The sequence below is a fragment of the Tenacibaculum aestuarii genome (assembly GCF_964510395.1).
GTDB classification, from domain to species: domain Bacteria; phylum Bacteroidota; class Bacteroidia; order Flavobacteriales; family Flavobacteriaceae; genus Polaribacter; species Polaribacter aestuarii.
The window spans coordinates 1,360,637-1,385,942 of sequence record NZ_CAZEFY010000003.1; the positions used below are offsets into that span (position 1 = coordinate 1,360,637).

Sequence of the window (25,306 nt, forward strand, 5' to 3'; positions counted from 1 at the left end):
TGTTTTAAGCGTTACACAATTGTTGTATTTCTGCAAGAATTCTTTTCTTTCTAGTATCAGAAACCCCTAAATGATCTAAGTAAAAGCTATCTTTTATTAACTCTCTGCACAGTACTACATCTCTATTTAATAAAAACTGCTTTTCTCTATTTGTCAATAAAGTCGAAACCGTAATAGGGTATAACCCTAAACGATCAATTATATCCTTTAAACTATTTTCTAGAGGATAGTCCCAACTTAACAAGTACAATCCTGCACAATTACCATACTCAGTCGCATCTTTAGTAAACCTTGTATTCGTTACAACCCAACCTTGAGTCAAGGTTGTATCGTGTTTTTTAAATGTATTCCAATGGTTTTTAACATCGCGATAACGAGAATGAACATATAAAGGAACTTTAACATTACAAACAAGACCTTGCTCACTATGAAATTTACACTCTGCAACAGTGGTTTCATTATTTTTATGTGCTACGATATCTACTTCGTGTTGTACACATTCACCTTGTAAAATTTCTCCCACAGCCACCTTATACCCTGAATATTTTAAAATAGCCCCTATAAAATGTTCAAAAGGAAAACCAGTGGGACCTAACTCATATATTGCTTTCTTTAACTTATACTTAGAAGCAAATACATTCTTTTTTTTCTTCAACAAAGCAAAAGCTCTATTATAAATTTCTTTCGTGGTTATTCCTTGGTACAATTCATCTTGAACGGTTTCTAAAATATAAGCTATCACTTCATCATCGGCACCAGTTCGTTTTAAAGATTTTTTCAACTTGGTTAGTGAAAACTGCACTACTTCTCCAGAACTCTTTACTATTGAAATTTTATCAGGACTAGTTCTCATCTTTAAAGAAATCTCTAATCAATGCCTTTACTTGACTATCTGTCATACTATCAACTCTTTTCACTGCTTTAACTTTAGCATCTAATTCTTTATGTGAACTCTCTAGTTCTCTTTTAAATTTTTCAAAAGTTTCTGCAGGACCAAAAATAGCTAACGAATCAGCATTGTTAACTTCTTCTGCAAGTTCATCAAAATATCTTTTTGTTTGATGTTTTTCCCTTTCTAAATACTTACTATCTTGAACTACATCTTGTGGACCTCCTTTAAATCGAGTTCCTGAGCCTCCATGAATATGAAATGTTTCTATATTAGATTCTATCATTTTCATATCCTCTGTTCCATTTTCAATGGTTACAACAAAGGCTTTTTCTTTGTCTAACCAAACACCTACATTTTTCATCGTTTTCGTTTTAATTTTTTAAATCATGTAATACTAATACAGGTACTTTTAACTTGTACCCTATTTCTTTTACTAACGGCTTTGAGAAGACAGTATCAAAAAACGCATGCTTTTTATTTATAAAAGCCACCATATCACTATCCCTACTTTCAACAAAACATTTTATTGCTGTAGACACAGTAACACAAGACAATGTGTGAAAAGAATGTTTTACTTCCTCTAAGTACTCTTTTAACATCTCTTTTTGCTCTTGTTGGTTTTCATCTATGTCACCATTATTAGTAATATGTAACACTCTTAAAGAAGCATTACAAGCTCTAATTATATCTATTAAATAATTTAACTCTCTCTTTTTATAATGAGTTTTGTAACTTGTTGGAAAAACAATTTCTTTTGGTATTTTTTTTTGTGCTTGTTTAGGAATTACCAATACAGGACAATTGCGTATTTTTTCCATTACTTGTACTGCATTGCTTCCAAAAACAGAGCTATTATCATTGGTTAATCCTTTCGTTGCCATAACTACCATTTCTATGTCCTTTTCTTCAACAATTGCCTCAACTGCATTTAACAAGGATTTTTCATTTCGAGCTATAAGATCAAATTCATGGAAAGGATTATTCTCTTCTTCTGACATTATTCTTTTTGAAACTCGCTCCAACCCTTCTAACGATTTTTCCTTTGGTTCATCATAACCTTTTTCTCCAGGTTTTGGAGGAACTACATCTTGTATTAAACTATAAACTGTTTTAAAAGTATTTAATACATAAAACCTACACCTCTCTTTTTTAAATAACTCTAAAGCATACTTAATAGCACTGTAAGAAGGTTCTGAAAAATCGGTTAGTAGTAGAATATTTTTTTTCATTTTTGGTCAGAATTCAGTTTAAAAGGGCACAATTCCGTAAGCTTCATTTAATAAGAATAACCCTAAAAAGAAAAGCAAAACATACAACGCTTGTATAAACTTTAGATTGGTTTGTTTTAATAAACTAATAGTTTGCTTAGGAAAAGTAAATAGAATAATTCCTTTAATTAAGGCTAACCAACCAAATAAAGTTACTACCAACTTAATGTTTGGTTCCCAAATATTATGAGCTAACACATTAAGTAATCCTATAATAATTGCAAAAAGCGAAAGAATAATTAAAAATCGGGCATCTTTTAAATTATCTACTATTTGTTTCACCCTTTTAGGATTGAAACTCAATACAAAAAAGAAAATAATACAATACCAGCCCCAAAATTTTAGTAAAAAAACCGATATATCCATAACTCATAGTTTTATACACTCTTTCAAAGATACGAATATAACTTATTGATTACCATGATATTTATCATGAAAACAAAAAAACCTTATAGAAATCTATAAGGTTTTTTGTTTACGTTGTTCAATTAAAAACTTAGGATTTTCCTGAAATTCTTTCCATAAAAACATTAGCTCATTAAAAAGAGGTATTTCTTTTACTTGATTTCCATATTGGACAATCATATGAGATAGTAAATTATAACATGCAGTATATTCTCCGCAAGCAATTACATTATCTAACATGTTTTCTGCTTTATCTTTTTTAGTGAACCACAATGTTGTTCCAAAAGAAGTACTCTTTCTAGAGTTTTCAATAATCTCAGGACTTATTTCTCCTGTGAATTCAGCTATTTCTTTCCAATTCTTTTTGTTTTCTGGTCTGTTCTTTTGGTTTCCTAAAATATCTTCGCATCGTAATTCATATACAGTGGAAGTAACGGTCTTATTCGGAAACGTACTATAAATAGCATTCGCGTGTTGCCTTCTATCGTTTTTAAGAAACACTACACTCGCCATTCGCATCAAAGATTTTGCTCTGTTTAATATATAAAATCCTACTCTTCTTGGTGGTAAATATAGTTTTTGATCTATACCTGTTTCCTTTTGCATTAATCTAGATAACGAAAAAAACAAAAAATGAATACAAACTAAAAACGCTAGTATAACTACACTAATTGTATACAACACCCACCACTTTTGCATTCCGAAAAACACTGTGGTTAGTAATATAAATAGCAACGTAAAAGCACTTGATATGTAAGAAACGTATTTATTAAACCTTGAATCAGACGCAAACTTAAACCCTTCGCCTGGGTAAGGTGAAGAAACATCACACAAAAAATACATATCGTGTTCTTCGGCGTTTTCTCCATTCTTATTATACGCTTCAGACACAAATACAGAAGCCCCTTGGTTATCTACGATTCCTCCATCCATCAAACCTATTTCTTCTAAATCATCATGTTTTGGACTAAAATCATACGGAAATCCCATAGGCTCAAAACCACCTGGAAAAGCAGTTGATGCTGCAATCACATCTCCTAGTTTAATGTCGTCAATAACATCTTTATACTTCTTATGTACTTTTCCATTCCCAAACCTTTTTCTATTTCCTTTTATATTCTGAAATCTAAATTGGTGTGTGCTATCAAAGTCTGTAGCGTTAAAAATTACTCTTTTTAAATGCGTCTTTTCTTCACTAATCGCATCTTGAACCTCTCCTAAAGTTCTATGATTTGTAAATTTATTATACTCAATAGCAAAGGCATTAATCGGATTTTTTCTCTTGTGCTTATTTTCTAATCGATTCCATACTAAAGGGGATCTTAAATGATCAAGAGCATTTCCTGCTAACTCATCCTTATTCAACCATTCGTAATACTCTTCAAAAAATATTTGAAAACCTTTTCCTTCTAATTGTGATTGTGAATATTTAACCCCTGTAATTGTTCCTCCAGATACAGTAGAAATAGCTTTTATATTTTCTAGTAATCCAACTTTTTCCAACAATGACAATGTTCCTAAAGAAAAACAAGCAGCCCTATATCCGCCCCCTGAAAAACACAAGACTATAGATTTAAATAACTCCATATTTCAACGCAATTTATTTGATTCTTTTAATGTTAACTCTACGATCTTAACTCATAAAGCCTAGCAACATACTTTCCTATAACATCAAACTCTAAGTTTACTTTGCTATCAATTGTAAAGTTTTTAAACGTAGTATGCTCAAAGGTATAAGGAATAATTGCCACACTAAATTCATCTTTTTTAGAGTTTACAACCGTTAAACTCACTCCGTTAATGGTAATAGAGCCTTTTTCAATCGTTACATTACTTCCATCAAAGTTATATGAAAAAGTAAAAACCGTACTCCCTTCAGCATCTTCAATATTTTTACAAACCCCAGTTCCATCTACATGTCCTTGTACAATATGACCATCCAAACGAGCACCTAACTTCATAGCTCTTTCAAGGTTTACCTCTTCGCCTACTTGTAAATCGCCAATATTGGTTTTATCTAAAGTTTCTTTTATTGCTGTTACTGTATACTCATCATTATCAATTGCCACTACTGTTAAACAAACACCATTATGTGCTACACTTTGATCTATTTTTAACTCGTTGGTAATTGTACTTTGAATTGTAAGGTGTAAATTTTCTTTTTCACGCTCTATTCCTTTAACCGTTCCAAGAGTTTCTATTATTCCGGTAAACATTCTATAAAAATTTAGTTACTTTTGTTAGCATCAAAAATACAACTTTACCTACGAAAGTAAACTATGGATAAAGCAAACAAAATTATTGTTGGAATTTCAGTTGGAGACATCAACGGAATTGGTATCGAAATTATTTTAAAAACTTTTGAAGACAAACGAATGTTAGATTTCTGTACCCCTGTGTTGTTTGCTTCAAACAAACTGATTTCATACCACAAAAAAGCGTTGAATCTCAATAATAGTGTCCACGGAATTACTTCGATAGATAAATTAGTTCACGGAAAAATCAATTTATTGAATGTTTGGAAAGAGGAGGCTAAAATTGATTTAGGCAAAATTACTGAAGAAGGTGGCAAATATGCTTTAAAATCTTTGCAAGGAGCAGTAGCTGCTTTAAAAAAGAATCAGGTTGATGTTTTACTTACCGCTCCTATTAGTAAAGAGAATATACAATCAGAAGAATTTAACTTCCCAGGTCATACAGAATACTTGGAAGAGAACATAGACGGAAAAAGCTTGATGATTTTAATGACGGATGAATTACGTATTGGTTTAATAACAGGACATATTCCTGTTTCAAAAGTTGCCGAGACCATTACTCCAGAGCTTATCAAGTCGAAGGTTGACATCATGTATAATTCATTAAAGCAAGATTTCAACATCAACAAACCTAAAATTGCCATTTTAGGGCTGAATCCACATTGTGGAGATAATGGAATTATAGGTACTGAAGACGATGAAATTATTCGTCCAACGATTGCCGAAATTAAAGAATCGGGTAAATTAGTTTTTGGCCCTTATGCGGCTGATGGTTTCTTTGGCTCTAAAACTTACGAACAGTTTGATGGTGTTTTAGCCATGTATCATGATCAAGGGTTAGCTCCTTTCAAAGCTTTATCGTTTGGAAATGGTGTAAATTTCACCGCAGGATTAGCTAAAATAAGAACCTCTCCAGATCACGGAACGGGATTTGATATTGCAGGTAAAAATAGAGCAAATGAAACGTCGTTTGAAGAAGCTTTATTTACCTCATTACAAATATTTAAGAACCGAAAAGAGTATCAAGAACTTACTAAAAATGCTTTAAACGTAAAATAGTGCATTTTTTTTACACAAAATATAAAAGTAAAAACATTTTTTATATCTTTGCACGCTCAAATTGATAGTTGTAGATGAAAGACTTAAAACAATTCAACATACCTTTTGTAGGTTTAAAAGAAGGAAGTCATTTATTTGAATATCAAATTGACAAAACGTTCTTTGAAGCTTTTCAGTTTGATGAATTTAATGACGTAAACATTAAAGCTGATATTACTTTTGTAAAAAAGAGCACTTTATTTGAGCTTAATTTTACCATAAACGGAACCGTTAATGTTCCTTGTGATGTCACTAATGAATTGTTTGACCTACCTATTGATGGTAGTTTAGACTTAGTTGTTAAATTTGGACCTGAATTTAATGACGAACACGATGAAATTTTGATACTTCCACACGAAGCATATCAAATTAACGTTGCACAATATCTATATGAATTAATTGTGTTATCCGTTCCAACCAAAAGAGTACACCCAAGTGTAACTGATGGTTCAATGCAGTCAGATGCTTTAAAGAAATTAGAAGAATTAAGAATAAACGAAGAGAAAACTGTTGAAGAAGACTCAACAGACCCTAGATGGGATAAATTAAAGGATTTACTAACAGATAAATAAGACATAAAATGGCACATCCAAAGAGAAAAATATCTAAAACTAGAAGAGACAAAAGAAGAACTCACTATAAAGCTTCTGTTCCTCAAATAGCTGTTGATCCTACAACTGGAGAAGCTCATTTATACCACAGAGCTCACTGGCATGAAGGAAAACTTTATTACAGAGGTCAAGTAGTATTAGAAAGCGCTACTGCTGAGGCTTAAGAACTAGTTTAAAAAATTAAAAAACCCTCTATTTTGAGGGTTTTTTTATGTTTTTACGTCAAAAAGTGTATTTTTTGATGTTTTTTTCTACAAAAAAGTGAAATAATTTTCATTACTTTGAAAACTCGTTTTACTACAAAACAAACAACTATGACTAAAATAACTGCAGCTATATCGGCGGTAGGAAAATATATTCCCGAGTACGCTCTAACTAACAAAGAGCTAGAAACAATGGTAGATACCAACGATGAATGGATTACCAGCAGAACAGGAATCAAAGAACGAAGAATCTTAAAAGGAGAAGGTCTTGGAACTTCTTACATGGCTATTAAAGCAGCCGAAGATTTACTACAAAAATCAAACACAAACCCTGAAGAAATAGACATGGTAATCGTAGCAACCGCTACACCAGATATGCCAGTAGCTTCTACAGCGGCATATACTGCCTCTAAAATTGGAGCGGTTAATGCTTTTTCATACGATTTACAAGCTGCTTGTTCTAGTTTCTTATATGGTATGTCTACTGCTGCTAGGTATATTGAAAGTGGTCGTTATAAAAAGGTATTATTAATTGGTGCTGATAAAATGTCATCAATTATTGATTATACTGATAGAGCTACTTGTATCATTTTTGGTGACGGTGCAGGTGCTGTTTTATTTGAACCAAATAATGATGGTTTAGGATTACAAGACGAATACTTAAGAAGTGACGGTATTGGTCGTGAATTCTTAAAAATTGATGCAGGTGGATCAATCTTACCTCCGTCAGAAGAAACCATAAAAAATAAACAACACTTTGTTCATCAAGAAGGTAGAACAGTATTTAAGTTTGCTGTGTCAAACATGGCAGATGTTTCTGAAAAAATGTTAACCAGAAACAACTTAACAAAAGAAGATATTCAGTGGTTAGTTCCACATCAAGCTAATAAAAGAATCATCGAAGCTACTGCTAACAGAGTTGGCTTAGAAGATGACAAAGTAATGATGAATATTCACAAGTACGGAAATACTACTTCTGCTACTTTACCGTTATTACTTGCCGACTATGAAAAAGAGTTGAAAAAAGGAGATAATTTAATTTTTGCTGCATTTGGTGGTGGTTTCACTTGGGGAGCTATCTACTTAAAATGGGCATATAACTCATAAACTAAACAACTAAAATTTAGGAAAATGGACATTAAAGAAATTCAAAGTCTTATAAAATTTGTAGCAAAGTCAGGTGCAAGTGAAGTAAAACTAGAAATGGAAGATATTAAAATCACCATTAAAACTGGAGGCGAAGCTGCTGAAACTACTATTATTCAAGCTGCTGCTCCTATGGCTCAAGCTCCTCAAATGATGGCTCAAGCTCCTGTTGCTCAACCAGCAGCACCAGCTGCAGCTGCTCCTGCTAACACTGAAGACGACTCAAAATATGTAACTATAAAATCACCTATCATTGGTACTTTCTACAGAAAGCCTTCTCCAGATAAACCTAATTTTGCTGAAGTAGGAACTGAAGTAAAAGTTGGTGACACTGTTTGTATTATTGAAGCAATGAAATTATTTAACGAAATCGAATCAGAAGTATCTGGTAAAATCGTTAAAGTATTAGTGGATGACTCTTCTCCAGTAGAATTTGATCAACCGTTATTCTTAGTAGACCCATCATAATTTTTGGTTTAGAAGTTTTAAGTTTAGAAGTTTAGTACATAACTAAACTCTTAAACACCTAAACCCAATAAACTCATAAACTAAAAGATATGTTTAAAAAGATATTAATTGCCAATAGAGGCGAAATCGCGCTACGTGTAATTAGAACCTGTAAAGAGATGGGTATTAAAACAGTGGCTGTTTATTCTAAAGCAGATGCTGAAAGTTTACACGTACGATTTGCTGACGAAGCGGTTTGTATTGGACCTGCTCCAAGTAGCGAATCATACCTAAAAATGGATCGTATCATTGCTGCTGCTGAAATTACAAACGCAGACGGAATCCACCCAGGATACGGTTTCTTAGCTGAAAATGCTAAATTTTCAAGATTATGTGAAGAGCACGATATTAAGTTCATCGGAGCTTCTCCTGAAATGATTGACCGTATGGGAGATAAAGCGAATGCTAAAGCTACCATGAAAGCTGCAGGTGTACCTTGTGTACCGGGTAGTGATGGTGTTATCACCACTTTTGAAGAGTGTGAAGAAATCGCTAAAGAAACAGGATATCCTGTAATGTTAAAAGCTTCTGCTGGTGGTGGTGGAAAAGGAATGCGTGCTGTTTGGAAAGCTGAAGATTTAAGAGATGCTTGGGATTCTGCAAGACAAGAATCAAAAGCTGCTTTTGGGAATGACGATATGTATATGGAGAAGTTAATTGAAGAGCCTCGCCATATTGAAATTCAAGTAGTAGGTGATGCTTATGGTAAAGCTTGTCACTTATCTGAAAGAGATTGTTCGGTTCAACGTCGTCACCAAAAATTAACTGAGGAAACTCCTTCTCCATTCATGACAGAAGAATTACGTGATGCTATGGGAGCTGCTGCTGTTAAAGCTGCTGAATACATTAAGTATGAAGGTGCTGGAACGGTTGAGTTCTTAGTAGACAAACACCGTAACTTCTACTTTATGGAGATGAATACTCGTATTCAGGTAGAGCATCCAATTACTGAAGAAGTTGTAGACTACGATTTAATTCGTGAACAAATTTTAGTTGCGGCTGGTGTGCCAATTTCTGGTAAAAACTACAAGCCACAATTACACTCTATTGAATGTAGAATTAATGCAGAAGATCCTTATAACGGTTTTAGACCTGCTCCAGGAAAAATAACTTCTTATCATGCTCCAGGTGGTCATGGTGTTCGTATCGATACTCACGTATATGCAGGGTATATGATTCCACCAAACTACGATTCAATGATTTCTAAGTTAATTGTTACTGCACAAACTCGTGAAGAAGCAATCAACAAAATGAAACGTGCATTAGATGAGTATGTTATTGAAGGTGTAAAAACAACTATTCCTTTCCACAGACAATTAATGGATCATCCAGATTACGTAGCAGGTAATTATACCACTAAGTTCATGGAAGATTTTGAAATGGAATCATAACATATTTCAACATAAATAAAAAAATCAGTGAGTAACTTCACTGATTTTTTTATTTCATAAATTCGCATAATGAATTTTTTATACAATTTACTTCTTTCTATAGTATCTATCTTACTTCCAAGTCTAGCTTTATTCAATAAAAAAATAAAGCTGTTTTATGAAGGGAGAAAAGAAACTTTTTCTAAACTCAACAGTATTTCCAAAACCGATAAAGTAATTTGGTTTCATGCCGCTTCTTTAGGTGAGTTTGAACAAGGTAGACCTATTATTGAAGAGTTAAAACAACACTATTCAGATTATAAAATTGTGGTTACTTTTTTTTCTCCTTCGGGATATGAGATAAGAAAAAATTATCCATTAGCAGATGTCATTTGCTATTTACCTTTAGACACTAAATCGAACGTTAAAAAATTCATCAAACTGGTGCATCCTAACTTGGCTATTATGATTAAATATGAGTTTTGGCCCAATTTATTATCTGAGTTAAAAAGACATCAGATTCCTACGATTTTAATTTCGGGAATTTTTAGAAAAAAACAATCCTTTTTTAAATGGCATGGAGGTTTTATGCGTGAAAAACTAACTGCTTTTAATCACTTTTTTGTCCAAAACGAAACGTCAAAAAAACTATTAAACTCTATCGATTTTAATAACGTAACGATTGCAGGTGATACACGATTTGATCGTGTATACGATATTTTACAACAAGACAACTCTTTAGATTTTATTTCTGATTTTAAAAACAATCAATATACTGTTGTTACTGGAAGCACATGGAAAGAAGATGAAGAGCTTATTATTGATTATATAAACAATCATGCTTCCGATGATGAAAAATTTATCATTGCCCCACATAACATTCACAGAAAACAAATTAAAGAGTTACAAGATTCTATCAACAAAAAAACTATTCTTTACTCTGAAAAAGAAAACAAAAACCTATCAAAACATCAAGTTTTTATCATTGATACTATTGGCTTACTTACCAAAATATATTCATACGCTGATGTTGCCTATGTAGGAGGCGGTTTAGCAACAGGTTTACACAATATTTTAGAACCTGCTACATATGGCATTCCTGTTGTTTTTGGGGGTAACAAATACAGTAAATTTCAAGAAGCTGTTGATTTACTTCAAATTGGCGGTGCTAAAATCGTTGTAAATACTAACGAATTTTCTAGTAATTTTGCTTCATTAAAATCAGGCAAAAAACTAAGAGAGCAAATGGGGAGTGTTAACCACAATTACATCAAAAATAATGTGGGAGCTACTAAAACCATTATCACTTATTTAAAAAACATATTATAATGGATTTTATCTTACAACCTTGGCCTTGGTATGTATCTGGGCCACTTATAGCTATCGTACTTTTCTTGTTTTTTTACTTCGGAAAAAACTTTGGCGTATCTACCAACTTAGAAACCATGTGTACTATGGCAGGTGCTGGCAAAGTATCTGATTATTTTAAAAAAGACTGGAAAGAACGCAATTGGGCTATTGTCTTTTTAGTTGGTTTATTAATTGGAGGATATATAGCTATTAACTTTTTATCTGCCACCCCTGGAGTTGATTTAAATTCTACCACCGTTAACGAATTAGCTGAATTAGGTTTTGCTGATGCAGGAAAAACGTATGTGCCAAATGAAATTTATAGTATAGAAAACATGTTAACCTTAAAAGGTTTTGCAATTTTATTAGTTGCAGGAGTTTTAATTGGTTTTGGAACTCGCTATGCTGATGGCTGTACTTCAGGACACGCCATTACAGGATTGAGTAGTTTTCAGTTACCTTCTTTGATTGCAGTAATTGGTTTTTTTATAGGTGGTTTAATTATGATCTGGGTACTTTTCCCTTTAATATTTGGTTAAGATGAAGAATTTGAAATTTTTAATTATTGGTATAGTTTTCGGAATTATTTTATCAAAATCAGAAGCTGTTTCTTGGTATCGAATTTATGAAATGTTTAAATTTCAATCATTTCACATGTACGGAATTATTGGTTCTGCCGTAGCTATTTCTGCAGTCTTTATGTATTTCTTTAAAAGTGGAAAGATTAAAGATTACTTAGGTAACCAAATCAATATTAAAGAAAAGAAAAAAGGTTTTATTAGAACTTTAGTTGGCGGTACAATCTTCGGATTAGGTTGGGCGTTAGCAGGTGCATGTCCTGCTCCCATTTTTGTTTTAATCGGACAAGGAATACTCCCAATGACTATTGTACTCTTAGGAGCGCTCTTAGGGGCTTTTATCTACGGATTACTAAGCAAGAAGTTGCCAAATTAATCTTTTAGCAGTAACGATTCAAACATCTCTGAGTTGGTATTATCTACCACTTTCCAGTTGTAGATTTTAGAAAGTTGGTAAATCTTTGACAATTCTTCAAATAACCGTGTTTTAGCGTCTTTCTGTAGTCGAGATACTGTGATTGTCGATTGAATCTTTTCAATGGCTTTAGCATTAAGCTTATTCAATTCTTGTTTAGAAAAGGTATTGAACTGGCTCTGCTGTAAATCGAAGTATTTAATATCAGGAGAAATAAGAATTTCTTCTTCAGGAATTTTATTGATAATGATTTGTTTCCCTACGCTATCTATCTGAATTTCTAATTTTGATAAGTCATAACCTACCTCAACTTTTGCATTCACAGAAAGCATTGCTTTTTTTTCAAACGTAAGGTATCCGTAAAAGTATTTTTTGGCATCTGTAAAGCTATACATTTCAGAAAAACTTCCTTCTGAAACCACCAACTTACTCAGGTTCTGAATTCCATTTAAAACAACTTGAATTTCTTCTTGTTCATACTTTTCCTCCTTCTTTTCATACCAAAATTTTGCAATTAAAAATCCTAGTACAAAAACAGCGAGGTATTTTAGTAAACGCATAGTTTTCTTTTTCTATAAATATAAAAAAAGTAAATGAAAGTGAGGTTTATGAAACCTTCTTTGTTTCTTCTTCCTCCTTTGGAAATGCTTGTTTATTGAATATAAACAATAATGCAACTCCGATAGTTATCCAAGAATCTGCTCCGTTAAAAATAGCATTGAAAAAGGTAAAACTTTCTCCTTCATAAATAGGGAAATATAGCATGTCTACTACTTTACCATGAAATAATTCTCCGTAAGGATTGTCAGAAAAAAGCGTAGCGACGTTGTGGTATGACGAATCGAAAATTACCCCATAAAAAACAGAATCGATAATATTACCTACTGCTCCTGCTAAAATTAGCGCTATTGCAATAATAACAGCTGTATGCGCTTTTTTCTTGATAGATTGCCACAACCAATAAACAATACCTGTGACGGCAACTACTCTAAATAATGTTAAAAATAATTTTCCTGCTTTACCACCGAATTCAAATCCCCAAGCCATACCATTATTTTCGGTAAAATGAATTCTAAACCAATCGTTAAAAACAATGATTTCTTCTCCTAATTGAAAATGGGTTTTGATATATATTTTACTTATTTGGTCAATTAAAATTGCCAAAACTACGGTAAGTATTGCGATGTATTTTTTAGACATTATCTCAAATTAATGGAAACAAAAATAAGAAAACTATTCTTATATTTTTTACAGTTATATTACAGAAAAAAAGCCCTCTATACTTTTCGTAATATTCGTCTTTATATAGTTTGAAAGAGGTAGTTTTTCTCAATCAAACTTAGCTTAATCCATTCTTTTCACAGTAATGTTAGCATGAATAGAATTTACGGTAAATGTTCTTGAAGAAGATGGATACTGCATTTGAAATGGAACAACTTCCTTTTCATCATTAACTAGAATTACTCCTTTAGTTGTAGTTAGATCTAAATCCGTTTTAAATACATCAGCAAATACATTTCCTTGAAAAAGATGCGCTTTGGTGTTGCCTAAAATAGTATTCAATTTTATATTTCCTCTTTCAATGTACACATCTAAATCTCCTTCATAGCTTTTTGAAGTAACTCCGATAGTTTTACCGTGAATTGTAATACGCTTATTTTTTGGAACTTTTATTAGTGCTCTAGCTCTTTCAAGTCTTCTAGTAATATACTTTCTAAAAACTTCATCTTGAAGTGGGTAAATATTCAGTTCAAAACTTACTTTTAAGACTCCTTCTTCCTCATTAAAAAGAATATTATGTGTATGCGGATTTTCATCAAACAGAGTTACCTCTAACTGATTATTTTCAGAATTCTCCACTACAATATCATCTAATCCGTAAGTAAGCACTTCAAGTTCATGCATTAGCATGCTTCTTTTCTGCACTACTTTTTCTTGGCTAAAAAAAAGTTGACTACTAGCTAGGAATAATAAGAACACATATTTTTTCATACAAAAAAAGCCTCATAAAGAGGCTTTATCTAAGTTTTTTTACTTTTTATTGTTTGCGTTTTGCTTCAATACTTAACGTAGCATGAGGCACTAATTTTAAACGTTCTTTTTGAATTAACTTACCAGTAACTCTACAAATGCCGTAAGTTTTATTTTCGATACGAACTAAGGCGTTCTTTAAATCTCTAATAAATTTCTCTTGACGAATAGCTAATTGCATGTTTGCTTCTTTAGCCATCGTATCCGATCCTTCTTCAAACGACTTAAATTGCGGAGAAGTATCATCGGTACCGTTATCAGATCCGTTTTTGTAAGAAGCTTGTAATAATTTTAAATCTTCTTCTGCTTTTTCAATTTTCTTTAAGATGATTTCTTTAAATTCTTGTAAATCACTGTCTGAATATCTTATTTTAACATCATCCATAATGCTATATTTTTTCAATTAACATTCTACTTTTAATGGTATCAAACTCAATTTCTGTACCATTTTTTAAATCATCAACAAAAACTAATTCGTTTGTTAATGTTTCTGCTTTAATGTAGTTTTCATTTGCCAATACCGATTCTCTTAAATCATCAGCTTGTAAAATGGTTAATTTTATTTTATCGGTTACTTCTAAACCTGTATCTTTTCGTGCGTTTTGAATTCTGTTAATTAATTCTCTTGCCACACCTTCTTTGCGTAATTCGTCGTTTATCGTAACATCTAAAGCAACGGTTAACCCTTCTGCATTAGCTACCAACCAACCTTCGATATCTTTTGATGAAATCTCTACATCAGCGGTTCCTAAAGTAATCATTTTATTATTAACTTCCACAGAAATTTCTCCTTCTTTTTCTATTTTGAAGATGTCTTCTTGTGTAAATTCTTGTATTTGATTCGCTATCAGCTTCATATCTTTACCAAATTTCGGACCTAAAGCCTTGAAGTTTGGTTTGATTTGTTTTACCAAAATTCCTGAAGCATCATCTAATAACTCAATCTCTTTAACGTTTACTTCTGACTTGATTAAGTCTGCAACTGCTAAAATTTCTTCCTTCTGAACTGCATCTAATACTGGAATCATTATTTTTTGTAATGGTTGACGTACTTTGATTTTTTCTTTAGCTCTAAGAGATAAAACTAATGATGAAATCGTTTGTGCATTTTCCATTTTACGCTCTAATGATTTATCTACTAAATCAGCATTATACTGAGGGAATTCTGCAATGTGTACACTTTCAAAATCCTCTACACCTGTAGCGTTTACTAAATCTTTATATAAACGATCCATAAAGAAAGGTGCTACTGGAGATCCTAATTTAGCCACCGTTAACATACATGTATACAATGTTTGGTATGCTGAAATTTTATCTTGTGCATATTCTCCTTTCCAAAAACGTCTTCTACACAAACGCACATACCAGTTACTTAAATGATCTTGTACAAAATCAGAAGTTGCTCTGGTTGCTTTGGTTGGCTCATAATCTGCATAGAATTTATCTACTTTTTGAACTAATGTATTTAATTCAGATAAAATCCAACGATCAATCTCTGGTCGTTCATTAATAGCTATTTCATCTTCACTATACGTGAAGTTATCAATGTTCGCATATAATGAGAAGAATGAATAGGTATTATATAAAGTCCCGAAGAATTTACGTTTTACTTCTTCTATTCCTGCAATATCGAATTTTAAGTTATCCCAAGGATTCGCATTTGATATCATATACCAACGCGTAGCATCTGGACCAAATTCTGACAATGTAGTAAACGGATCTACCGCATTTCCTAAACGTTTTGACATTTTTTGTCCATTTTTGTCTAACACCAATCCGTTAGATACAACATTTTTATAGGCTACAGAATCAAATACCATTGTTCCGATTGCATGTAAGGTATAGAACCATCCACGAGTTTGATCTACTCCTTCTGCAATAAAGTTCGCTGGGTAACTTTCTTTAGTATCTATTAATTCTTTATTTTCAAACGGATAGTGCCACTGAGCATACGGCATAGAACCAGAATCGAACCAAACATCGATTAAATCACTTTCGCGCTTCATTGGTTTTCCTGATGTAGAAACTAGGGTAATTTTATCAACTACATTTTTGTGTAAATCAATTTTATCATAGTTCTCTTCAGACATATTTCCTACTTCAAAATCAGCAAAAATATCTTCAGTCATTACACCTGCATCCACAGCTTTTGCGATTTCTGATTTCAATTCTTCTACAGAACCAATACAGATTTGCTCTGTTCCGTCTTCAGTTCGCCAAATAGGTAACGGGATCCCCCAAAAACGAGAACGTGATAAATTCCAGTCATTGGCATTTTTTAACCAGTTTCCAAAACGTCCTTCTCCTGTCGATTTTGGTTTCCAGTTAATTGTTTCGTTTAAATCGAACATTCTATCCTTTACATCGGTTACCTTGATAAACCAAGAATCTAACGGATAGTATAAAATTGGTTTATCGGTACGCCAACAGTTCGGATAACTGTGCACATATTTTTCAACCTTAAAGGCTTTGTTTTCTTCTTTTAATTGAATCGCAAGCTCTACATCCACCGATTTTTCAGGTGCTTCACCATCAGTATAGTACTCACTCTTCACATATTTACCAGCAAATTCTCCCATTTCTGGACGGAATTTCCCTTGTAAATCTACTAACGGAACTGGATTCTCATTTTCATCTAACACTAACATTGGTGGCACTTCTGGAGTTGCTTGTTTTGCAACCAACGCATCATCAGCACCAAACGTAGGTGCTGTGTGTACGATACCTGTACCATCTTCAGTTGTAACAAAATCTCCTGAAATTACTCTAAAAGCATTTTCTGGATTTTGATATGGTAAAGCAAATGGTAATAATTGCTCGTATTTAATACCTACTAAGTCTTTTCCTATAAATTCTTCTACAACTGCGTAAGGAATTTGCTTATCTCCCTCTGTATAATTTGCTAATTCAACTACATCTTCAACTTGATTAAACTTCTTTCCAGCAAATTGTTTACCTACCAAGTTTTTCGCTAACACAACTTGAATTGGTTCAAATGTGTATTGATTGAATGTTTTTACTAAAACATACTCAATCTTTGGACCAACTGTTAATGCTGTGTTTGAAGGAAGTGTCCATGGTGTAGTTGTCCAAGCTAAAAAGTGAACATCACCTTCAACTTGTAAGAACTCTGGTAACGTTTCTTTGATTGTTTTAAACTGAGCTACTACAGTTGTATCCGTAACATCTTGATACGTTCCTGGTTGGTTTAACTCGTGTGAACTTAAACCTGTCCCAGCTTTTGGTGAATACGGTTGAATAGTGTATCCTTTATACAACAAATCTTTATCATAGATTTGCTTTAACAACCACCAAACCGATTCCATATATTTTGGTTTGTAAGTAATATATGGATCTTCCATATCTACCCAATATCCCATTTTTTGGGTTAGGTCGTTCCAAATATCAGTATAACGCATTACCGCTTTTTTACACGCTTCATTGTATTCTTCAACGGTAATTTTTGTTCCAATGTCTTCTTTGGTGATTCCTAATTCTTTTTCAACACCCAATTCTACAGGTAATCCATGAGTATCCCAACCTGCTTTACGCTTAACTTGGTATCCTTTTTGGGTTTTATAACGACAAAAAATATCTTTAATGGCACGTGCCATTACGTGGTGAATTCCTGGTAAACCGTTTGCTGAAGGTGGTCCTTCAAAAAATACAAATGGTTCATTTCCTTCACGTGTAGTAATACTTTTTTCAAAGATGTTGTTTTCTTCCCAATAGTTTAATATTTCTTCTGCTACTTTTGGCAAATCCAATCCTTTGTATTCAGTAAACTTCTTACTCATTTTGTCGGTTTATTAATTGAATGTGCGAAATTACGTATTTTCTTGTAATTGTTGAGTTTGAGATATAAAAAAACGCCTTAAAAAAGGCGTTTTTATTGTGAATTCTATTTTTAAGGAAACAAACTAATTAATTCCTCTTTCCTTTTTAATCTGTTCGTAGGCTGCTTGAATTTTTTGAAACTTTTCGTTAGCTCCATTTTTATGCTCTTCTCCTAAGTTTTGCAATTTATCTGGATGGTGCTTTTTAGCCATTTTTCGATACGCTTTTTTCACCTCATCATTAGTAGCTTCTTTTGTTATTTCAAGCATTTTATAAGCGCTATCAGACTCGTCATAAAACATTGCTTTTATTGATGAATAATCGTATTCATTAATATATAAATAACTTGCTATTTTTCTAATTTCTTGCTCCTCATTACTCGTTACTTGTCCATCAGCTTGCGCTATTCCGAATAAAAAATGGACTAACTGCAATCGCGTAGCATGCGACATGTACTGGCGAATTTGTAAACAAACTTGACGTGTAGAAATTTGTTTTCTAATAATTCCGTTAAACAATTTAAATGCATGATTGGCTCGTTCTTTACCGTACATTTTTACAAAATACGCACGAACATAATCTAATTCGCGTTGGTCTATTCTACCATCCGATTTGATAACTACCGATGCTAATATTAGCAAGCTAATTTCAAAATCTCCTGAGGTAGCTCTTCCTCTTGTTCCCTGATGTTGTCTTTTTTGATATTCTTGTTGCTCTTCTTTAAAATCTTCTACTGAAATTCCATCAATAAAACTACCCACAACAAATCCTAGAATAGCTCCAATAGGACCTCCTAACGTAAAGCCTGCTCCAGCCCCAAGCCATTTTGCAAATTTTCCCATCTATAAAATTTAAAAGTGCAAAGATAAAATTTTAAGTAACTACAACCATAGCTATTTGAAGTTGATTGTTGCCATGAAAAGCAGTATCTTTGCTTTAAAATTTAATTCAAAAATATGTATCCAGAAGAATTAGTAAAACCAATGCGTGACCAATTAATCAACGCTGGTTTTGAAGCTTTATATACTGCTGAAGATGTTGACAATGCTTTAGCAAAAGAAGGAACTACGTTAGTAATGGTAAACTCAGTTTGTGGATGTGCTGCAGGTACTGCAAGACCAGGAGCTATTGCTTCTTTAGGAGCAGATAAAACTCCTACTCATTTAACAACTGTTTTTGCAGGAGTAGAAAAAGAATCTACTGCGAAGGCAAGAGAATATATGATTCCTTTCCCTCCATCATCACCTGCAATCGCCTTATTTAAAGACGGAAATTTAGTACACATGTTAGAGCGTCATCATATTGAAGGGCGTTCTGCTGAAGCAATTGCTCAAAATTTAGCAGCTGCTTACGACGAGTTTTGTTAATTTTTAGAAGCAAGACTTTTAGACTAAAGAACAAAGACAAAAAATCCAGCAAATTGCTGGATTTTTTATTTTTGAAGTTTTCCACTTATCGTCTATCGTCTTGGTTCTTTTGTCTTTCAGCGAAGCGGTCTTAACTCTCATCTACACTTTTTTAATCACATTGGTGACAATTCCCCAGATAATAAAATTATTTTCTTCCGTGATTTTTATAATAGGATAATCTGGATTTTCAGGTTTTAGCCAAACTTCTCCTCCTTCAACTCGCAAACGTTTTACCGTAAACTCTCCATCTAAAAAACAAACCGCTATCTTATTATTGGTTGGCGGAATACTTCTATCAATCACCAACAAATCATTATCATCCAAACCTGCACCAATCATCGATTGACCACTTACTCGTGCAAAAAATGTAGCTTCTTTATTTCTAATAAGCTCTTCATCTAACGAAATACGAGTTTCTCTAAAATCATCTGCAGGAGAAGGAAATCCCGCAGAAATCCCTATATCCATAAAGATAGCTCCTTCGGTTTCATTTAATTCTTTCGGTAAAAAAAAGGTTAATGAATCTGATGCTTTTACTTGTTTTAATTTTCGTAACATCTTATTATTTGTTGTTTGTCTAAACTTACTTTACCTTGATAATATCGTTAATATTAGTGGTGTATTTTGGTGATAATCGCTCTTGACGCATCTTCCAAGTACGTTGCAAATCTTGATTAGCCAATTTAATCTTATCTGCTTTATAAGTCTGATTAATTTTATCTATTGCACTCATTAAAGAAGCATGCTTTGGATCTTCCTTTGCAAACATATCTAATTGATAATTATCTGAGGGCACCAATCCTGTTACAATTACCCCTGCTCTTTTATATTTAATTCCTTCTTTAAAAATAGTAGTTACCGCTTGTACCGCACTTTTACTTATAGTTAATGTAGAGTTTGTTGGGTACGGAAATACAACCGTTTTACTTGCCCGGTGTTGCTCTGTATCTTTTTTATGATAATCACTACGTAATAGTACAACTACCATATGACAACTAGAGTTTTGCTTGCGTAATTTTTCTGCACAACTTACAGCAAACGTAGAGATTCTTTCTTTAATATTATCTAAGTCAGAAAACGTGTATTCAAAACTTCTAGTTGTTGCTATTGCTTTTTTGTTAGTAGGTTCATCTAACTGTATTTTAGACTCTCCTTCTAAATCTTTTTTCAACTTCCAACCTGTTATTGAAAGGTTTTTCAATACCCAATCATCATTTAACTGTGTAAAATCGTACGCCTTTCTACACCCTTTAGCAAGTAGTCTCTTCTGTATACCTCTACCAATTCCCCAAACACTTTCTATAGGAGTCCATTTTAATGCTTTAATCCTTTTTTCTTCGGAATCAATCACGTACACTCCTCCTGTTTCTTTCAAAAATTTTCGAGCAATTTTATTAGCAACTTTACTCAACGCTTTTGTTGGCGCAATTCCTACACAAGTTGGAATACCCGTCCATTGCAAAATTCTGCTTCTTATTTCAGTTCCATAAGAATTAAAATCATATTCATCAAAACCTTTGAATTGTAAAAAAGCTTCATCAATAGAGTATACTTCCACATCTGGAGAAAATTGTTCTAAAATTTTCATCACTCTAGCGCTCATATCACCATACAACGGATAATTTGACGACAACACTGAGATATTATTATTTTTACAGAACTGATCCCACTTAAAAATTGGGGCTCCAAACGGAAGTTCAAGTTCTTTTGCTTCGTCACTCATTGAAATAACACACCCATCGTTATTACTTAAAATAGCCACAGGCTTCCCTTGCAAATCCGGATTAAAAACCCGCTCGCAAGAAGCATAAAAGTTATTACAATCTACCAACGCATACATAACTGTAAAGGTACAGAATCTTCTGTTTTTACTCCTCTACAAACTCTAAAATATCTGCAGGTTGACAATCTAATGCTTTGCAAATAGCTTCTAACGTAGAAAAACGAATAGCTTTGGCTTTTCCTGATTTTAGGATAGATAAGTTTGCTGTAGTAATCCCAACAATTTCTGCCAGTTCTTTGCTTTTCATTTTACGTTTGGCAAGCATTACATCTAAGTTTACAATAATTGACATACTTATATGGTTAGGTCATTTTCTTCTTGTAACACATTTCCTTTCACTACAATAAAAGAAATAAATTTTACAAATAATGCTACAACAAATATTGGTAGTACTTTATTTATTGAAGCCCCTACCGTGTACCCAAATATATATCCACTACTATAAGCTGGGTCTGAACTTGAGCTTAAAGTTGAACCACCTTCAATTATTAAACCTAGTACTGTTGTAAAACACAAGACTATAATTCCGTAAATAATTAACCCTTTCCCCACTTTTCGTAGTCGGTCGCTATTCTCCTTTGTAAAAACACTATCTTTTGAAAAATTAAAAATCACTTTTCTAAACTCAACAAGCAAAAACATCACATACCCCATTAATACTAAAGCTATCAGAGACAAAAAATAATAATATTCATCGCTCCAGTTTTCTGGAATTGTCAATTTAAATATCTTCGTTTTACTTCCTCCATAAACGGCATAATGAACTATTTTATAAAATATTTCAAAAAGTTTTACACCTACACTAATTACCAATAGTGTACAAAATACTTTTAAAATGTTTAATGTTGATTTCATATTCAATTTTGTTGTTTTAATGATGGTTCAAATATATAAAAATTATTGAAAAACAATAATTTTTTATTTTTTTATGATAATTAAACTTTTGCTATTTTTGTTACATGGCAAAAAAATTGAAAATTGACGGAATAGATAAAATCATTATCAAACGATTGGTAAATGATGCAAGAACTCCTATTTTAAGTATTGCTCGCGAAGTAGGTATATCGGGCGCTGCCATTCATCAACGGTTGCGTAAATTAGACGAATCTGATTTAATTGAAGGTTATAAAATGGTATTAAACCCTAAAGCGTTAGGATATACTACCACTGCTTTTGTTGGAGTATTTTTAGATTCTGCCAGTTTATACTCTTCAGCTATTAAACGTTTAAAAGAAATTCCTGAAATTGTAGAAAGTCATTACACCACGGGCAACTATGCTATTTTTATTAAAATACTGTGTAAGAACAATGAAGATTTAATGCACCTGTTAAATAAGGATATTCAAACCATAAAAGGAGTTTCAAGAACCGAAACTTTTATATCTTTAGACCAACAAATAGATCGACAAATAAAAATTTAAAACCCCGAATGAACGATTTTATCTTCTACTTTAAAATGGGCTTGTTTCATGTACTTGATTTTAAAGCCTATGACCACATTTTATTCCTAATTGTATTAGCTGTTGTGTATCAATTTAAACAGTGGACAAAAGTTTTATGGCTAATTACTTTATTTACCATTGGGCACTCAATAACGCTAGCACTTTCAGCGTATGGAATTTTAAATGTACGAGCAGATTTAATCGAATTTTTAATTCCGTTAACTATTTTTATTACGGGATTAATGAATGTATTAACCGCCAAAAAAGCATCGGTAGGAAAAGAAAACCAGAATTTATTTTTTGCACTTTTCTTCGGATTAATTCACGGACTTGGTTTTTCCAACTATTTTAAAATTATGATTGGTAAAACTTCTGATAAATTTTTACCTTTAGTTGAGTTTGCTTTAGGTGTAGAAGTAGCACAAATTATCATTGTTTTAGGTATTTTATTAATCGGTGCGTTAATACAATCAATCTTTAGTGTAAATCGTCGTGATTGGATTTTAATCATGTCGTCTATCGTTATCGGTTTCGCTTTACAAATGATGTTCGACCGTGTTTTTTGGTAAAAAATTAACGCCTAACTAATTCAAATCTAATTACCTTAGCTTAACTAAGAAAAAATCACACGAAATATTTTGAAGAAAAAACAATTAAAATATGACATTGCCTATTTAAAAATGGCGAATGAATGGGGACAACTTTCACACTGTATTCGTAAAAAAGTAGGTGCTTTAATTGTAAAAGATAGAATGATTATTTCTGACGGTTATAACGGGACTCCTTCTGGGTTCGAAAACTTTTGTGAAGATGAAGAAGGTTACACTAAATGGTACGTATTACACGCCGAAGCCAATGCTATTTTAAAAGTAGCATCTTCAACACAATCGTGTAAAGGTGCTACCTTATACATAACTTTATCACCTTGTCAACAATGTAGTAAATTGATACATCAAGCAGGGATAAAACGTGTAGTATATTCACAAGCATACAAAGATCGGTCAGGATTAGATTTTTTAGAAAAAGCAGGTGTTGAATTGACATATTTACCAAATGAACAAGAATAATTTACCTATATATTTCTCTATCGCAGTAGTTTTCGGTATTCTTATCGGAACTTTTTTTAGCGGTGGAAACTCAAGCAATTTTATTAGTAAAAGCACTTCTAGTGAACGTAAAATAAAACGTTTGATAGATTATATTCAAAGTGATTATGTTGACAACGTTAACACTGATGAACTATTAGATGGTGCTATTGCTGAAATGTTAGGTAAGTTAGATCCGCACTCTGTATATATTCCGAAGGAAAACTTACAATTAGTTACCGAAAACATGCAGGGTAACTTTGTAGGAATTGGTGTTCAGTTTCGTATGATTGGTGATACTATTACCGTTATAGAACCTATTAAAGGTGGACCGAGTATTGAAGCGGGAATTAAAGCTGGAGATAGAATTTTACTTGCCAATAAAGACACACTGTACGGAAAAAACCTACAAACTTCCCAAATAATGAAAGCGCTAAAAGGGAAGCCAAATACTAAAGTTGATTTACAAGTTTATAGAAAAACCAATGACAGTGTTTTTGATGTTACCATTAATCGTGGTAAAGTAAATATTAAAAGTGTTGACGTTGCTTACATGCTAAATGACAGTGTTGGTTATATAAAACTAGATCGTTTTGCTCGTAACACTTATGTAGAATTTAAAACTTCTTTAAACAAATTACTTACGAAAGGAATGACTGATTTAGTTTTAGACCTTCGTGGTAACGGCGGTGGCTTTATAGATATTGCCAACGATATTGTTGATGAATTTTTAGAAGATAAAAAACTTATTGTATTTACTAAAAACAATAAGGGAGATGTTGTTGAGTCTTTTGCCACTAAAAAAGGTGATTTTGAACATGGTGGATTGTATGTTCTAATTGACGAAAACTCTGCTTCTGCTTCTGAAATTGTAGCAGGTGCATTACAAGATAATGACAAGGGAATTATTATCGGGCGCCGTTCTTTTGGTAAAGGGTTAGTACAACAAGAAATGGATTTGGGTGATGGTTCTGCAGTGCGATTAACTACTGCTCGCTATTATACTCCTACAGGTCGCTCTATTCAAAAACCATACAAAGCAGAAGCTGATTCTGAAGAATACGGTCACGATTTTGAGCATCGTATAGAAAATGGTGAATTGTTTAATAAAGATAGTATCAAAACAATAGATAGTTTAAAATACACAACACCTAAAGGAAAAATAGTGTATGGTGGTGGTGGAATTATCCCAGATTACTTTGTTGCGGTAGACACCTCTTCTTACATTCCTACGATTTTCTTCCGTCCCCTAAATGACTTTGCTTTTTCGTATGTAGATGATAATCGTAAAAAATTAGCAACTATAACGGTAGATGATTTTATTAAAAACTTTGATAAAGACCATAGCATTTCTAACAAGTTTCTAGAAGAAATTAAAGATTTTAGACTTTCTGAAAGAACAAAAAATCAACTTCGTAGCAATTTAAGAGTACTAATTGCTCGTGAATTGTTTAGCGATGAAGGTTTATACAAAGTAGATCAGCAAGATGATAAAATGCTGCAAAAAGTGTTTGAGTTAGAACAAAAGCAAGATGAATAAGAAGACCCTAAAAATAATTGGAGCAATTGCATCTGTAATTATAACTTTTGAATTCTTTAGTTTAATTATAGAGAACTTCTT

The 25,306-nt window shown here is 32.7% G+C and carries 30 protein-coding genes; 14 read left to right on the plus strand and 16 right to left on the minus strand.

Translation table 11 applies throughout. The features are described 5' to 3' along the window. Positions 1 to 4 precede the first annotated feature (4 nt). The 6 genes from ACKTSU_RS12580 to ACKTSU_RS12605 all read right to left on the minus strand — a co-directional run bounded on the left by ACKTSU_RS12580 (position 5) and on the right by ACKTSU_RS12605 (position 4,781). Positions 5 to 853, minus strand: a complete 849-nt coding sequence (locus ACKTSU_RS12580) for an ATP cone domain-containing protein (RefSeq protein ID WP_408036779.1) — start codon at positions 851 to 853, stop codon at positions 5 to 7. Beyond that, entirely contained in the window at positions 843 to 1,253 is a 411-nt protein-coding gene (locus tag ACKTSU_RS12585) for a hypothetical protein (protein ID WP_408036780.1), read from the minus strand. Before ACKTSU_RS12585 ends, ACKTSU_RS12580 begins: the two co-directional genes overlap by 11 nt. Before the next feature lie 10 nt (positions 1,254 to 1,263). After that, positions 1,264 to 2,121 (minus strand): universal stress protein, encoded by an 858-nt coding sequence (locus tag ACKTSU_RS12590; protein ID WP_408036781.1) that lies wholly within the window; start codon positions 2,119 to 2,121, stop codon positions 1,264 to 1,266. An 18-nt stretch (positions 2,122 to 2,139) separates the two neighbouring features. Next, positions 2,140 to 2,442 (minus strand): hypothetical protein, encoded by a 303-nt coding sequence (locus ACKTSU_RS12595; RefSeq protein ID WP_408036782.1) that lies wholly within the window; start codon positions 2,440 to 2,442, stop codon positions 2,140 to 2,142. Positions 2,443 to 2,619: 177 nt separating this feature from the next. Next, positions 2,620 to 4,152, minus strand: a complete 1,533-nt coding sequence (locus ACKTSU_RS12600) for a patatin-like phospholipase family protein (protein WP_408036783.1) — start codon at positions 4,150 to 4,152, stop codon at positions 2,620 to 2,622. A 38-nt stretch (positions 4,153 to 4,190) separates the two neighbouring features. After that, positions 4,191 to 4,781 carry a riboflavin synthase gene (locus ACKTSU_RS12605; protein WP_408036784.1) on the minus strand — a complete coding sequence of 197 codons (591 nt, stop codon included), beginning with the start codon at positions 4,779 to 4,781 and terminating at the stop codon, positions 4,191 to 4,193. A gap of 63 nt (positions 4,782 to 4,844) precedes the next feature. Between ACKTSU_RS12605 and pdxA the strand changes: the two genes are divergently transcribed. The 9 genes from pdxA (at position 4,845) to ACKTSU_RS12650 (ending at position 12,059) form a co-directional block, all read left to right on the plus strand. Then, positions 4,845 to 5,879, plus strand: a complete 1,035-nt coding sequence (gene pdxA, locus ACKTSU_RS12610) for a 4-hydroxythreonine-4-phosphate dehydrogenase PdxA (protein ID WP_408036785.1) — start codon at positions 4,845 to 4,847, stop codon at positions 5,877 to 5,879. 74 nt (positions 5,880 to 5,953) lie between these two features. Continuing rightward, complete coding sequence (locus ACKTSU_RS12615; RefSeq protein ID WP_299001610.1) at positions 5,954 to 6,490, plus strand: YceD family protein; 537 nt, start codon at positions 5,954 to 5,956, stop codon at positions 6,488 to 6,490. An 8-nt stretch (positions 6,491 to 6,498) separates the two neighbouring features. Further along, a complete protein-coding gene (gene rpmF, locus ACKTSU_RS12620; RefSeq protein WP_028892219.1) occupies positions 6,499 to 6,693 on the plus strand; it encodes a 50S ribosomal protein L32 in 195 nt (64 codons plus the stop codon). 150 nt (positions 6,694 to 6,843) lie between these two features. Beyond that, positions 6,844 to 7,839: a beta-ketoacyl-ACP synthase III gene (locus tag ACKTSU_RS12625; protein WP_028892218.1), complete on the plus strand. Its 996-nt coding sequence runs from the start codon at positions 6,844 to 6,846 to the stop codon at positions 7,837 to 7,839. Positions 7,840 to 7,863: 24 nt separating this feature from the next. After that, positions 7,864 to 8,346, plus strand: coding sequence for an acetyl-CoA carboxylase biotin carboxyl carrier protein (gene accB, locus ACKTSU_RS12630; RefSeq protein WP_028892217.1), 483 nt, complete (start codon positions 7,864 to 7,866; stop codon positions 8,344 to 8,346). 89 nt (positions 8,347 to 8,435) lie between these two features. After that, positions 8,436 to 9,776 (plus strand): acetyl-CoA carboxylase biotin carboxylase subunit, encoded by a 1,341-nt coding sequence (gene accC / locus ACKTSU_RS12635; protein WP_408036786.1) that lies wholly within the window; start codon positions 8,436 to 8,438, stop codon positions 9,774 to 9,776. A gap of 69 nt (positions 9,777 to 9,845) precedes the next feature. Next, the gene (locus tag ACKTSU_RS12640) at positions 9,846 to 11,084 is read left to right on the plus strand and encodes a 3-deoxy-D-manno-octulosonic acid transferase (RefSeq protein WP_408036787.1); all 1,239 of its coding nucleotides are present in this window, start codon (positions 9,846 to 9,848) and stop codon (positions 11,082 to 11,084) included. After that, entirely contained in the window at positions 11,084 to 11,644 is a 561-nt protein-coding gene (locus tag ACKTSU_RS12645) for a YeeE/YedE family protein (protein ID WP_408036788.1), read from the plus strand. The genes ACKTSU_RS12640 and ACKTSU_RS12645 overlap by 1 nt, the downstream gene beginning before the upstream one ends. 1 nt (position 11,645) lies before the next feature. Then, positions 11,646 to 12,059, plus strand: coding sequence for a DUF6691 family protein (locus ACKTSU_RS12650; protein WP_408036789.1), 414 nt, complete (start codon positions 11,646 to 11,648; stop codon positions 12,057 to 12,059). On the opposite strand, the gene ACKTSU_RS12655 is transcribed toward ACKTSU_RS12650, so the two are convergent. The 6 genes from ACKTSU_RS12655 to ACKTSU_RS12680 all read right to left on the minus strand — a co-directional run bounded on the left by ACKTSU_RS12655 (position 12,056) and on the right by ACKTSU_RS12680 (position 18,808). After that, positions 12,056 to 12,658 carry a DUF4230 domain-containing protein gene (locus ACKTSU_RS12655; protein WP_408036790.1) on the minus strand — a complete coding sequence of 201 codons (603 nt, stop codon included), beginning with the start codon at positions 12,656 to 12,658 and terminating at the stop codon, positions 12,056 to 12,058. The two genes, ACKTSU_RS12650 and ACKTSU_RS12655, sit on opposite strands and share 4 nt — an antisense overlap. A 46-nt stretch (positions 12,659 to 12,704) precedes the next feature. Continuing rightward, on the minus strand, positions 12,705 to 13,298 hold the full coding sequence (locus ACKTSU_RS12660) for a lipoprotein signal peptidase (RefSeq protein WP_408036791.1): 594 nt from the start codon (positions 13,296 to 13,298) through the stop codon (positions 12,705 to 12,707). A gap of 144 nt (positions 13,299 to 13,442) precedes the next feature. Next, on the minus strand, positions 13,443 to 14,090 hold the full coding sequence (locus tag ACKTSU_RS12665; protein WP_408036792.1) for a hypothetical protein: 648 nt from the start codon (positions 14,088 to 14,090) through the stop codon (positions 13,443 to 13,445). A gap of 46 nt (positions 14,091 to 14,136) precedes the next feature. Continuing rightward, positions 14,137 to 14,514 (minus strand): TraR/DksA family transcriptional regulator, encoded by a 378-nt coding sequence (locus ACKTSU_RS12670; protein ID WP_028892210.1) that lies wholly within the window; start codon positions 14,512 to 14,514, stop codon positions 14,137 to 14,139. Between the two features lie 4 nt (positions 14,515 to 14,518). Further along, positions 14,519 to 17,926 carry an isoleucine--tRNA ligase gene (gene ileS, locus ACKTSU_RS12675; RefSeq protein WP_408036793.1) on the minus strand — a complete coding sequence of 1,136 codons (3,408 nt, stop codon included), beginning with the start codon at positions 17,924 to 17,926 and terminating at the stop codon, positions 14,519 to 14,521. Between the two features lie 123 nt (positions 17,927 to 18,049). Next, on the minus strand, positions 18,050 to 18,808 hold the full coding sequence (locus ACKTSU_RS12680) for a TerB family tellurite resistance protein (RefSeq protein ID WP_408036794.1): 759 nt from the start codon (positions 18,806 to 18,808) through the stop codon (positions 18,050 to 18,052). 114 nt (positions 18,809 to 18,922) lie between these two features. Between ACKTSU_RS12680 and ACKTSU_RS12685 the strand changes: the two genes are divergently transcribed. After that, on the plus strand, positions 18,923 to 19,333 hold the full coding sequence (locus ACKTSU_RS12685; RefSeq protein WP_028892207.1) for a BrxA/BrxB family bacilliredoxin: 411 nt from the start codon (positions 18,923 to 18,925) through the stop codon (positions 19,331 to 19,333). 141 nt (positions 19,334 to 19,474) lie between these two features. On the opposite strand, the gene ACKTSU_RS12690 is transcribed toward ACKTSU_RS12685, so the two are convergent. From ACKTSU_RS12690 to ACKTSU_RS12705, 4 genes are read right to left on the minus strand one after another with little or no spacing between them, the layout of a single operon-like run. Beyond that, positions 19,475 to 19,933 (minus strand): LexA family protein, encoded by a 459-nt coding sequence (locus tag ACKTSU_RS12690; RefSeq protein WP_408036795.1) that lies wholly within the window; start codon positions 19,931 to 19,933, stop codon positions 19,475 to 19,477. A 25-nt stretch (positions 19,934 to 19,958) separates the two neighbouring features. Beyond that, positions 19,959 to 21,215 carry a Y-family DNA polymerase gene (locus ACKTSU_RS12695; RefSeq protein WP_408036796.1) on the minus strand — a complete coding sequence of 419 codons (1,257 nt, stop codon included), beginning with the start codon at positions 21,213 to 21,215 and terminating at the stop codon, positions 19,959 to 19,961. A gap of 28 nt (positions 21,216 to 21,243) precedes the next feature. Continuing rightward, a complete protein-coding gene (locus ACKTSU_RS12700) occupies positions 21,244 to 21,450 on the minus strand; it encodes a helix-turn-helix domain-containing protein (RefSeq protein ID WP_408036797.1) in 207 nt (68 codons plus the stop codon). Between the two features lie 2 nt (positions 21,451 to 21,452). Beyond that, positions 21,453 to 22,013, minus strand: a complete 561-nt coding sequence (locus ACKTSU_RS12705) for a DUF2975 domain-containing protein (protein WP_408036798.1) — start codon at positions 22,011 to 22,013, stop codon at positions 21,453 to 21,455. A gap of 104 nt (positions 22,014 to 22,117) precedes the next feature. Between ACKTSU_RS12705 and ACKTSU_RS12710 the strand changes: the two genes are divergently transcribed. The 4 genes from ACKTSU_RS12710 (at position 22,118) to ACKTSU_RS12725 (ending at position 25,225) form a co-directional block, all read left to right on the plus strand. Beyond that, on the plus strand, positions 22,118 to 22,579 hold the full coding sequence (locus ACKTSU_RS12710) for an Lrp/AsnC ligand binding domain-containing protein (RefSeq protein ID WP_120186168.1): 462 nt from the start codon (positions 22,118 to 22,120) through the stop codon (positions 22,577 to 22,579). 8 nt (positions 22,580 to 22,587) lie between these two features. Beyond that, on the plus strand, positions 22,588 to 23,169 hold the full coding sequence (locus tag ACKTSU_RS12715; RefSeq protein WP_408036799.1) for a HupE/UreJ family protein: 582 nt from the start codon (positions 22,588 to 22,590) through the stop codon (positions 23,167 to 23,169). Between the two features lie 66 nt (positions 23,170 to 23,235). Continuing rightward, complete coding sequence (locus ACKTSU_RS12720) at positions 23,236 to 23,667, plus strand: deoxycytidylate deaminase (RefSeq protein ID WP_120186167.1); 432 nt, start codon at positions 23,236 to 23,238, stop codon at positions 23,665 to 23,667. Then, entirely contained in the window at positions 23,654 to 25,225 is a 1,572-nt protein-coding gene (locus ACKTSU_RS12725; protein WP_408036800.1) for a S41 family peptidase, read from the plus strand. The genes ACKTSU_RS12720 and ACKTSU_RS12725 overlap by 14 nt, the downstream gene beginning before the upstream one ends. Positions 25,226 to 25,306: the final 81 nt, after the last annotated feature.